Source organism: Desulfobacula phenolica, from assembly GCF_900105645.1.
Taxonomy (GTDB): Bacteria; Desulfobacterota; Desulfobacteria; order Desulfobacterales; family Desulfobacteraceae; genus Desulfobacula; species Desulfobacula toluolica.
On the sequence record NZ_FNLL01000003.1, the window covers coordinates 342,709 to 354,090 of the forward strand.

At 41.8% G+C, this 11,382-nt stretch carries 8 protein-coding genes; 1 reads left to right on the forward strand and 7 read right to left on the reverse strand.

Going from position 1 to position 11,382, the window contains the following annotated elements; all coding sequences use genetic code 11:
* Positions 1-10 precede the first annotated feature (10 nt).
* The 5 genes from BLT94_RS06475 to wtpA all read right to left on the reverse strand — a co-directional run bounded on the left by BLT94_RS06475 (position 11) and on the right by wtpA (position 6,021).
* Positions 11-1,567 (reverse strand): hypothetical protein, encoded by a 1,557-nt coding sequence (locus BLT94_RS06475; RefSeq protein ID WP_092231769.1) that lies wholly within the window; start codon positions 1,565-1,567, stop codon positions 11-13.
* A gap of 149 nt (positions 1,568-1,716) precedes the next feature.
* Positions 1,717-2,670 (reverse strand): PEP-CTERM sorting domain-containing protein, encoded by a 954-nt coding sequence (locus BLT94_RS06480; protein ID WP_092231772.1) that lies wholly within the window; start codon positions 2,668-2,670, stop codon positions 1,717-1,719.
* A gap of 496 nt (positions 2,671-3,166) precedes the next feature.
* On the reverse strand, positions 3,167-4,207 hold the full coding sequence (locus BLT94_RS06485) for an ABC transporter ATP-binding protein (protein ID WP_092231775.1): 1,041 nt from the start codon (positions 4,205-4,207) through the stop codon (positions 3,167-3,169).
* A gap of 37 nt (positions 4,208-4,244) precedes the next feature.
* Positions 4,245-5,027 carry an ABC transporter permease gene (locus BLT94_RS06490; RefSeq protein WP_014957768.1) on the reverse strand — a complete coding sequence of 261 codons (783 nt, stop codon included), beginning with the start codon at positions 5,025-5,027 and terminating at the stop codon, positions 4,245-4,247.
* Positions 5,028-5,031: 4 nt separating this feature from the next.
* Positions 5,032-6,021, reverse strand: a complete 990-nt coding sequence (wtpA, locus tag BLT94_RS06495; protein WP_245742992.1) for a tungstate ABC transporter substrate-binding protein WtpA — start codon at positions 6,019-6,021, stop codon at positions 5,032-5,034.
* 302 nt (positions 6,022-6,323) lie between these two features.
* On the opposite strand from wtpA, the gene BLT94_RS06500 reads away from it, so the two are divergent.
* Positions 6,324-6,890: a type I restriction enzyme HsdR N-terminal domain-containing protein gene (locus BLT94_RS06500; protein ID WP_092231777.1), complete on the forward strand. Its 567-nt coding sequence runs from the start codon at positions 6,324-6,326 to the stop codon at positions 6,888-6,890.
* Between the two features lie 40 nt (positions 6,891-6,930).
* Here BLT94_RS06500 and uvrA read toward each other — a convergent pair whose 3' ends face one another.
* The gene (uvrA, locus tag BLT94_RS06505) at positions 6,931-9,768 is read right to left on the reverse strand and encodes an excinuclease ABC subunit UvrA (RefSeq protein ID WP_092231780.1); all 2,838 of its coding nucleotides are present in this window, start codon (positions 9,766-9,768) and stop codon (positions 6,931-6,933) included.
* A 93-nt stretch (positions 9,769-9,861) separates the two neighbouring features.
* Positions 9,862-10,896 (reverse strand): 4-hydroxythreonine-4-phosphate dehydrogenase PdxA, encoded by a 1,035-nt coding sequence (gene pdxA / locus BLT94_RS06510; protein WP_092231782.1) that lies wholly within the window; start codon positions 10,894-10,896, stop codon positions 9,862-9,864.
* Positions 10,897-11,382 lie beyond the last annotated feature (486 nt).

Consider the following 11,382-nt stretch of genomic DNA (forward strand, 5'->3'; position numbering starts at 1 on the left):
GTTTCTCAGCCTATTTTATTGCCGGGTGTATCTGCAAATTGCCATTGTCAATAAATCCACCAACATCGTAAATAACAGGGCTGTTTGGATCATTTGTCTCATGGATTGAAATCTGATAGACATCGGCGCAGTTTTCGCAGTCCCCCGCTGCAGGGTCTACTGGGGTTCCAATATCATGGGTACAGTCCGGGCTTCCCGGCTGTTTTCCGCCAGGACCCGGTTCACCGATATCCTCCACATGAACCCTGAACCAATGTAAAGTACACTTTATCTTATTTTTATCCGTAACTACCATGCCTTCGAGAAATTCACTTTTAATGTTCTTGAATGTCCCAATCCCTTCAAAATAGATCTGCTTGGCGGGTGCCGGTCTTGCCGGATCGCAGAAGCCCGGGTCACTGCACTCGACAAAAGAAATCTCAGTGCCTTCAGGCGCACTTGCTGTTCCTGCATGAAAGGTGAACATGCCATCAGGCCCTTTTTGCTGGTGGTGGGTCCATTCGCCATATGGTTGAGGCTGGGATGCTGTGGGAGCTCCGACCTGGCCGCCAAACTGATATCTGTCCAAATCCTCCTCCGTGGAATTTAATGCCTCTATCATTTCATCATCAGCTTCAGCTACGGTTCCTTCAATCGGTATTCCTTTGTTGTCCAGTTCGGGAAGAAGAATTTCTCCATCTTCAGTGACTCCACCCCCGGTCATGCGGCATTCAATTTCTTTTTCTATGGGTAATATATAGGCAGGATCGTTGCTTCGGATATCCCAGGGTGAATATCCGCCCGGCAGCAGCACCGAGGCAGGATTGCCCTCAAGTTCATTGCTGAGATGCACGTTTGTGAGAAGCCCCGGTATTACACCAGTGGGTCCTCCCATTTCAAATTCATTCGGGTCGTTTATTCCGGCAAAGGCATATCCTGTATTATTTCTAATGGCATTCAGCCCGCCCCAGGATTCTCCAGTGAAATTGGCAATTGTCCCGGTAAAACTCGTGTGGCTGTAAAAGTAGCCATTGTCTGAACTGTATCCCAACGTCAACCAGAGTTCACCGTCGGTAGCCTTTTCCACATCATCCTTCATAGCACCGTTAAACTCAAACGGTGTTCCTGATGCGTCATGGAAAAAAGCAATTATTTCACCCGTTCCCAGTATGCCATCGGTGGAAAAACAATCTGCGCCTTTGCAAAAAGAATTTTGCGTTGGAACACCCAGAACAAGGTGAGGCAGGCTCTGAACTCCATATGGGTCAGAATTGAATATCGCCTTAACCTCTAATGCAAAAATACCCGTGATTTGGTCGTCAATCCCTTGAAACCAGGTAGAAGCCCCTTCGACTACTATTTCCTGAAGATTGATGATTCCGACGAAATGATCCCCCTCTAAAATTTGAGAACCAGGTTCCTTGTAATTGCCGTCCTTATCAAATACATTTTCAAAATTTTTATAGTAAAGTACGTTGCTCTTGTCGGGAGTCAACTCTGATGCCCAGGCTTGAAGGATTAGGAGAGAAAAAGTAAGCGTGAAAATAATCACAAGTGTCCAAAATCCTCCTTTTATTTTTTGATTCATTGTTCTACTCCTCTTTTTTTAAAAAGGTTAACGATTTTGTTAATGTTAATAGTTGTGGTCAGATGGGTAAGGTAATCCAGAATAGGGTTGAATAGGGTGGGCATTTTAAATGTTTTGCCCACCCTTTTGGTTATGTTCCGTTTTGAAAATCAGGACAGATTTCTGGTTTTCCTTCTGGCAAAGCCGGCCAGGCAAAGTAGCCCGGAGCCAAACAGAAAAATTGTTGTCGGTTCAGGAATTATACCAATATGAGCAGGGTCGTTGCTGGCAAAAACCCAGGGAGATGTGCGTGTCTCGGCCAGCCAGTCAGGATTTCCTTCAAATTCACCACTGAGGTATACGTCTGTTAAAAGCCCTGCTATGATATTGTCAATTTCGTTTTCGTTCGGGTCGTTCATATCGCCTGTTAAAAGTTCGCCAAAAAGATTTCGATAAACATTTAGAGCAGCCCAGTTTTCACCTGTGAAGTTATTGACGGTAGTGCCCAATTGTGCGGTGTGTGAGTAATTATACCCGTCATCATCAGAGATATCATCTGTACCGGAATTATTGTATCCCAAAGTCATCCACAAGCTGCCATCGGTTGCTTTGGCTACGTCATTAACGATTGAGCCGTTTGATTCAAAGAGTGTTGCGCCTGTATCGTAATAAAGCGCCATGGACTCATCACCGGTAAGTCCCGTGGTGAATGAACCACCCCCCAAGGGGTTGAATGTGGAAACCGTGGGCGCACCCAAAACGATATGGGTCAGGCTGTTATTTGCATCATATGGATCTTTGTTAGGTGCATATATCGCTTCAATCCTCTGTGCAAAAAGACCGGTGAGTTGTTCTGTCCCACTTTTAAACCAGGTGCTTGTACCACCTACAGTGATTTCCTGCACGTCGATAATACCGACAAAGTGATCACCGATTTGTAAGGTCGGTGGGGTTGCGGTATCAAAGTTAAGTTCATTACCAGCCGAATCAAATACCGTTTCAAAATTTTTAAAAAAAAGGGTGTTATCGCCTTCTTGTAACAAATATGCACTGCCAGAGTTCGCCATTATGCCGATACCAGCCATGATGCATAAAAATGTTAATAGAATTTTTATTTTTTTCATTTGATCGTCTCCATTAAAAATTGTTAATCAAGTTAATTGCCGGTATCCTTGGGATACCTTTCGTCATTCATTTACAACCTTTTTCCTTAATGCCTTTGTGTTTTCTGTGTGGTAATCACCTCCTTTCTTTAAAAAATTTAATTTCGTAAATTTGTCGTTTGTAAATTTATGGTTCCGATAATCAAAAAGATAAAATGTGCAATGATAATGCCATGATAGATATTTGTCAGAAAGTTATTAGTTTGAAACTAATTATAGAAGATATTCTTTAAATAAAGACCTTAATTCCGATATTTATTTCAAAATTCAATTATGACGCGTGAAGATCAAATGGTATTTTTCAGGAAGGTTATACATTGTGAAAAATAGTTCACAATCATTGTGAACTATTTTTCACAATGTATAACCTTTTTTGTCTTTTGCCTTTTCTTACAGGGATAAGGTATGTAACGATTACATTTTTTTCGGCCGCTTTTTTGAAGTGTGGAAAGCTTGTTCAAAAGGTATGGACGGATTCCGGGTGAAATCCAAACCTGACGCGTTTGCCAATATCCAGTCCATGATCTCGAAGATAGCTTCGCGGCCAAATGGCTTCAAACTCAAAATTTTTTGTTTGCAGATAAATATTTAAAAAAATCCCATGGCTGGTTATTCTCTTTATTTTCCCTTCAAAGCAATTTTTAAAATTATTTGAATCAAATGTGTTTAAAGAAATATCTTCAGGTCGAATGCCCATATATTGATCCGTGTTACCGGGTTTGTGGGCAGGTGTTATTTTAATGTCGTTGGCTTTTAGAACCATTTCGCCGTTTAGTTTGCAGATGGGATTGATATTTTTCATTCCGACAAAAGAAGCTGTAAATTTTGAATTGGGTCTTTCAAATATGGTTACGATTTCGCCTTGCTGCATGATTCTGCCGTTTTTTATGATTGCGCCCCTGTTGGCAAGATACAATACATCTGAAAAATTATGAGATACCATTATGATGGTAATTTCCAGATCAGCGTGGATTTTTTTTAACAGTTGTTTGGCTTCTTCGTGAAATACCGGGTCCAATGCAGATAAGGGTTCATCTAAAAGCAGTACCCTGGGATTTAAAATAAGGGATCGAGCAAGGGCAACTCGCTGTTTTTCACCGCCGCTCAAATTCTGCGGACGACGCTTGGTTATTTTTTCCAGTCCCAGTGTGGAAACAAGGGCATCAAACCTTTTTTGGGCGGTCTGCCTGGGGATTTTGTGATAGGACACACCATAAAATATATTTTGTGTCACATCCAGGTGGGGAAACAATGCAAAATCCTGGTAGACAATGGCAAGGTTTCGTTTTTCAACAGCCATGGTTGTGCTGTCATGGTTTTCAAGCAATAGATTCCCGCTTGAAAACGGGATAAGCCCAATCAGTCCCTCAAGCAGCAACGACTTTCCAGAGCCTGTGGGACCGATCAATGCAAAAAAGTCATTCTTTTTTATATGAAGGTTTATTTCCTCCAATGTGAAGTCAGGCAAGGTCAGGCTGATGTTTTTTAGACGGATCATTTTTTTATGTATACTATTATTATTTTTTTAGTAATGTTTATGATTGATTAATTGATCGTGACAGCATTCGCAAAACAACAAATAAAATAAATGAAATGATAATCAGCCAGACAGCAATGGGTTGTGAGTATTTCAGTCCGTAAGCCGTAAATCTTTCATAGATCATAACAGGTGCGGTCATCGGATGATAGGCCACGATGACAACCGCTCCGAATTCACTGATTGCCCTGGCCGTACACATGATGATGCCCAGTATCATGTGCCGCCAGGTCAGCGGAAATGTGATGCGCATAAAGGTTGAGAATGCTCCCGCACCAAGTGTGCGGGAGGCGTTTTCAAGTCGGACCGGGACGCTGTCAAAACCTGCTTTTACAGTGTTTACATAAAATGGAAGACCCACAAAGAGCAACACACAGACAATACCGGTCCGGGTGCCCATGATTTGGATTCCAAATTCAGACAGGAACCTGCCAATGGGATGGTTTCTTCCGGCAAGGCTGAGAATGGCAATACCCACAACAGGATGGGGGATCATGATCGGTAAATCAATGATCCCCTCTATTATTTTTTTCCCCATGATGCTCTTTCTGGCCAGAAGATACGCAAGAGGGGTTCCCATTGCAAAAGAAAGAATGCCTGCACAAAGAGACAGGCTTATGGATCTTGCGATGGCAGCCACTACATCCTTGTCTGATATTGTCTCTATGAGCATTTCAAAAGTGGGTTCAAATGTCATTTTAATCAGAGGCAATGTCAGAAGAAGAATCAACGGCAGGCTTAAAAACATGAACAGCCAGTTTAAGGGTTCGATCCGTTTCATTGATCTAATTTTTTACTTCAACCAGGGATTTGATTTCAGACGGAAGTTTGGCCGCCATCTCCTGGGTCGGCACACGGCAGGGAATAAAAGGAGGCTGTCCCATCTCTTTTAAAGTCTTTAAACCATGCTCGGAAGAAAGAAGAAAGCTTAAGAAGGCTTTTGCCGCCTCAGGATTGGGAGCGTCTTTAATAAGGGTAATCCCGTATGTGCAGGATTTTCCTTTTTTTGTAATCCATGTGTTGGGTTTTTTACCCGTGACTTTTACCTGGGCCTGTTTGTAAAAGTCGTCATATTTGTAATTGCCAAGGTTGATGTGATCATTAAGCGTTACAAATTTTAATTCATGCTGAATAGCCACTGACATGTATTCCCAGGCATAATCCATGTTCCCGGTTTTAAGCAGATTGACCAGTTCAACGGATTTGGGCCGGATGTTTTTCTGGGGACGGTTGTCAATGAGTTTTTGATAAAGTCCGTCGATATTGTAAAATTTTTCAGCCAGCTGCAACACCATAATACTGCGGTATCCGCAGGGATCAATGTTTTGGTCGGAATGGCCCCAGACCACATCTTTTTTTTGTAAAATTTCATACCAGTTTTTATCATTGATCTGATCTGAATACCTGCTTTGGTCTGTGTAACACAGAACCAGCTGGTTTGTGGCAAACCGCACATTCCAGTCGGCAAATTTCGGGATCAGGTTATTATCAATAACCTTGTAATCTGCAGATGCCATGATGTCGGCGGTTTTGCCGACTTCTGAAATAAGGCGTGCCATTTTTGTGCTGCCGCCGGCTTCACGCTGTACGTCAACTCCGGGATATTTGGCTTCAAATGCTTTTTCAATCTTTGCAAACGGTACGGTTAAACTTCCCGCATGGAAAATGGTCAGCTTGCCGGTTGGTGCAGCTTGTGCGGAAAACGGATACAGGATTAAGGCGCATAAAACAGGCCAGATAAAGACAGATGTCAGGTTGAACATTTGATTTTTCATTATATTTTCTCCTATTAATTATTATAAACCACCGTTATCTATAGTTTTCAGTTTAAGCTAAGTCAAGAAATAAATAGAATTTAAACTAAAATTAACCATAAATAACCGTTACATCAAAAAGAAGAGTGTGGGTGAGGTAATCCGTGTTTATTCAAAACAAGGCTTGTAATCTTTATTGATTATTCTTAATATTAAAGTAACTTAATTTTCAGAGTCGGTAAAATTTGGATGGATCTTTTTTTTTGTGGCAGGGTGATCTGCCATGACCTTTTGTTATAACCCTAAACATAGGTGAAGCATAAATGGAAACTCAATCTAACCCTCATCATTTAATTCTTGGAAAGCTCAATGATTTTTTGACCGGCGCTGTTTTGGCAGACACGCTTGATGAACGATATCGGCAGAAAATTGCAAAACATCTTGTATCAGTCTGCGGGTTTGAAAAAAAAGATATTCAAAGCAATATAACCCTTGAAGTTGCTGCCGGGGAGAAAAAGGCTGCCGTAAAAATTGATTTTCTTGTCCGGCACAAGAAAAAAATCATTGCATTGATCAAGTTCGCGCCAGGCTCTCTGGTTACCAGAAGGCTTTCTACACTGGCCCTGTCCAGAATAATCAAACCGTACCAGGTTCCGATTGTAGTGATCACAAACGGTGAGGATGCCGAGATCCTTGATGGAAATTCAGGAAAGGTCGTTGCAACCGGGCTTGAAAATTTGCCCGATAAAAACACAGTAACAAAAAACATGGCATCTTTTTTGTTTGAACCGGTTGAAACGGTCAGGTTTGATCAGGCTTCAAGGATTGCATACGCCTGTGAAGTGGACGGAGCCTGTCCATGTGATTCAGATGTCTGTATCATTAAGTAATCAATCCGATGTGTAAGGATAACGGTCTTTTTAATCTTTTTTAGTGTTTTTTTGGGGGTTTGTTTAGCATCTTATCCAGGTAAAAGCCTGTGTAGGATTTTTTGTTTTTAGCAATATCCTCGGGTGTTCCCAATGCAACAATTTGCCCGCCTTTCTCGCCGCCTTCGGGCCCAAGATCAATGACGTGATCCGCACATTTTATGACATCAAGGTTGTGTTCTATCACCACCACTGTATTGTTTGCATCCACAAGTTTGTTCAGGACAAACAATAATTTGTTAATATCATCTGAATGCAGTCCTGTGGTGGGCTCATCCAATATATAGATGGTTTTTCCGGTTCCTTTTTTGGTCAGCTCTTTTGCCAGCTTTATTCTCTGAGCCTCACCCCCTGACAAGGTTGTGGCAGCTTGCCCAAGTTTTATATACCCTAAGCCCACTTCCTGGAGTGTGGCAAGTTTGGTACGGATGGATGAAATATTTTCAAAAAACCTTACTGCCTGGTTAATTGTCATATTAAGAACCTGGTCAATATTTTTATCTTTATATTTGATATCAAGGGTTTCCCTGTTGTAGCGTTTCCCTTTGCAGACGTCACACGCCACATAAACATCGGGCAGAAAATGCATTTCAATTTTAATGATACCATCCCCTGAGCAGGCCTCACACCTGCCGCCCTTAACATTAAAGCTGAACCGGCCGGGTTTGTAACCTCTTGCCTTTGCTTCCCTGGTTTTGGAAAACAGATCCCGTATGGGGTTAAAGACCTGGGTATAAGTGCCGGGATTGCTTCTGGGGGTTTTTCCGATGGGAGACTGGTCAATGTGGACAACCTTGTCGATATGTTCAAGACCTTTGATATCTTGAAAACTTCCGGTCATCTTTTTGGACCGGTTGATCCGGTTTGCAAGAATTTGGTAAAGAGTGGACAACACAAGAGTTGATTTTCCCGAACCTGAAACACCTGTAACGCATGTAAAACAGCTCAAAGGAAAAGAAACATCAATATTTTTAAGGTTGTTTGAATTTGCCTGGTAAATGGTTAAGAATTTTCCAGTCCCTTTTCTTCTTTTTTCAGGAATTTGGATGCTTTTTTTTCCGGACAGATACAGGCCGGTGAGTGAGGTTTCACTTTTGATCAACTCTTCCGGCGGACCTGAAAAAACCACTTCACCACCTTTTACCCCGGCTGCGGGTCCGATATCAATTATATGATCGGACGCAAGAATGGTTTCTTCATCGTGTTCCACAACCAAAACGGTATTGCCAAGGTTTCTAAGATTTATTAAGGTGGCCAGCAATCTGGCGTTGTCCCGTTGATGAAGCCCGATACTGGGTTCATCCAGTACATAAAGCACCCCTGTCAGTTTTGATCCGATCTGGGTGGCCAACCGGATTCTCTGACTCTCTCCGCCGGACAGGGTTGCAGCCGAACGGTCAAGGGTAAGGTACTCAAGGCCGACATTCTGTAAAAAGCCCAGCCGTTCCGCCAATTCCCTGGTGATTCGATCTGCAATTATTTGATCCTTGTCTTTAAGCTTCAATGACGAGATAAACTCACCCGAGTGCCGTATTGAAAGAGACGTGATCTCCCAAATGGTTTTATCCCCGACCCTGACGGAACCCGATGCTTTATTGAGTCGAGTCCCATTGCAAAAAGAGCAGGGTTTATAGTTCATAAATTTTTTTATCGATTCTTTTGTGTAAGCTGAGTCTGCCTCATGATATCGTTTTTTTAAATTTGGAATCACGCCTTCAAAGGTTTTTTTATAAACAATTTTTTTTTCCATCCTCTCGACATAAAAAGGTATTTCTTCTTTTTTTGATCCATACAGCAACACCTGTTGAAATTCAGGAGACAGCTCTTTAAACGGCGTATAAATATCGGTTTTATAATGGGTAACCAGGGCATCAAGAAATTCCATGAACTGAACCGAATCCCTGTTTTCCCAGGGGATGATCGCACCTTGTCTTAATGAAAGATTTTTGTCAGGAACAATCAGGTCAGGATCAAACTGTGTGATTGATCCCAGCCCGTCACATTTTGTGCATGCCCCCTGAGGCGAGTTAAATGAGAAAGACGCGGGTGTTAATTCAGGATAACTGATCCCGCATTTAACACAGGAGGCTGTTTCACTAAAAAGGGTTTCTTTGTCATGGGTGAGATCAAGTAAAGTGACCTGTCCCTCGGACATGGAAAGAGCAAGTTCCAAAGAGTCTGCCAGGCGCTTTTCAATGCCGTCCTTAATGACCAGGCGGTCAACAACCACATCAATGACATGCTTTTTGTTTTTTTCAAGTTTGGGAAGATCATCCATTAAATAGATGTCAAAATCAACCCTGACCCTGGCAAAGCCCTCTTTTTTTATCTTTGCAAACAGTTTTTCATGGGAGCCTTTTTGTCCTGTAATCAAGGGGGCCAAGATGATTATTTTTGATTTTTCTTCCATGGCCATGACCCTGTCGGTGATCTGGTCAACGGACATGGAAGAAATGGGTGAACCGCATTTATAACAATAGGGCTTGCCAATTCTTGCAAATAATAATCGAAGATAGTCGTAAATTTCCGTGACCGTGCCAACCGTTGATCTGGGGTTGTGGCTTGCGGTTTTTTGTTCAATGGATATGGCGGGACTAAGCCCTATGATAGAGTCAACATCGGGTTTGTCCATCTGGCCTAAAAATTGTCTGGCATAGGTGGAAAGTGACTCAACATACCGTCTCCGGCCTTCGGCATACAATGTGTCAAAAGCCAGTGTGGATTTGCCTGACCCGGAAAGCCCTGTAATCACCGTAAAACTGTTTCGGGGTATTTCTACATTAATATTTTTAAGGTTGTGTTCCCTTGCACCCTCAATGATGATTTTATCAGTATCCATTTATTACCATTTGTTTTCATTTATCCCCGGTTGTTTTCGGTTATCTCCATTTGTTTCTATTAGTTCTCGTTTTCTATTAGTTCTCGTTTTCTATTAGTTCTCGTTTTCTATTAGTTCTCGTTTTCTATTTTGAGCCTGGAATGCTGCTGTTTTAACGGCTTGAATCAGGCTTGAAGGGTCTGCAATTCCCTTCCAGGCAATATCATAGGCGGTTCCGTGATCTACGGATGTTCGGATAATAGAAAGGCCCAGGGTGGTGTTGACGCCGTCTTTAAAATGAATGAGTTTAAATGGAATCAGACCCTGGTCATGGTACATGCATATAACAGCATCATACCGGCCACTGACGGCCTGGTAAAAAACAGTATCCGGGGGCAGGGGGCCTGTTACTTTTAATCCTTCTTCTTTGGCAAGCCTGACCGCAGGTGAGATGATGTCTTCTTCTTCTCTTCCAAACATGGATTCTTCTCCGGCATGGGGATTGAGTCCTGCAACGGCAATGTTTGGCATTGGAATATTGAACCGGTCTTTTAAAGAGGTATGGGCCAGTCTTATTTTTTTGAGAATCCCTTGTGTGGTAAGACTTGCGGACACCAGGGATAACGGAATATGAATTGTGACCAGTATAACTTTAAGCTTATTGCCGGTCAGCATCATGGCATACTCTTCGGCATTTGTCCGATGCGCCAGCAGTTCCGTGTGGCCATGAAATTGAGAACCGGCAAGTTTCATGGCCGTTTTTGTAATGGGGCAGGTGACAAGACCTGAAATGCGGTCGGCAAGGGCAAGATCAATTGCGCAGGTGATATATTTCTGCATGGCGGTTCCGGTTTCAACTGTTGGGTATGAAAGATCGGATTTATTTGTGTCAATAGTTGAAATATCCATGATATCCAGAGTGCCGGATTGATATTGACCTTGTTCAGGGTCGTCTATGATATTAATATTTTTGCTGATATTTAAAAGGCTTAAGGCCTTTTTTATAATATGGGAGTCACCAAGAATAAGCGGTTTGCACACAGCATAAAGAGTTGAATCGTTTAAGGCTTTTACAAGTATCTCGGGACCTATTCCCACAGGGTCTCCCATGGTTATGCCGATAACGGGCCGGGCGTTTGAATGTTTCATAATAAATAGCCATACCTTTAAAATATTTATTTTTTTATATGAAAGTCCTTAAAAATCCAAACAGCGACTTTCAATCTTTGCTGTGGGCAAACCAAGGTGAAAGACCAAGTCTGCCCGTGGCAGTTATATGAAAGAACTTCCAACCTGTTGTAATCAAATATCTTTCATACTTTGCTGTGGCGGCTCAATCTGCCATGGCCGGTATTTAAGGATAAATTTTGCAAAACAAAGTGCAATATACTATTGGAAAATAAAAGTGTAAATATAAATTGTGTTCAAAACTATGTTCAAAACTATGTTCAAAACTATGTTCAAAACTATGTTCAAAATTGTGAAACCCTTATTAAATTAAGAATTGAAAAAAAAAAGAAATTTTAATTTAATTTGGAGTAAATAATAGAAAAAAAGAGGAAATAAGAGGAAAAATTTTTTTCAAATAATTAAAACTTTGCCTTGACACATGAGGATCTCTTGGAAATATAGCAG

Excerpts from the sequence above, each read along its gene's own strand:
- BLT94_RS06490 (WP_014957768.1), bottom strand. The coding sequence starts at position 5,027 with ATGAAACGGATCGAACCCTTAAACTGGCTGTTCATGTTTTTAAGCCTG.
- uvrA (WP_092231780.1), bottom strand. The coding sequence starts at position 9,768 with ATGGATACTGATAAAATCATCATTGAGGGTGCAAGGGAACACAACCTT.
- wtpA (WP_245742992.1), bottom strand. The coding sequence starts at position 6,021 with ATGAAAAATCAAATGTTCAACCTGACATCTGTCTTTATCTGGCCTGTT.
- BLT94_RS06480 (WP_092231772.1), bottom strand. The coding sequence starts at position 2,670 with ATGAAAAAAATAAAAATTCTATTAACATTTTTATGCATCATGGCTGGT.
- pdxA (WP_092231782.1), bottom strand. The coding sequence starts at position 10,896 with ATGAAACATTCAAACGCCCGGCCCGTTATCGGCATAACCATGGGAGAC.
- BLT94_RS06485 (WP_092231775.1), bottom strand. The coding sequence starts at position 4,207 with ATGATCCGTCTAAAAAACATCAGCCTGACCTTGCCTGACTTCACATTG.
- BLT94_RS06500 (WP_092231777.1), top strand. The coding sequence starts at position 6,324 with ATGGAAACTCAATCTAACCCTCATCATTTAATTCTTGGAAAGCTCAAT.
- BLT94_RS06475 (WP_092231769.1), bottom strand. The coding sequence starts at position 1,567 with ATGAATCAAAAAATAAAAGGAGGATTTTGGACACTTGTGATTATTTTC.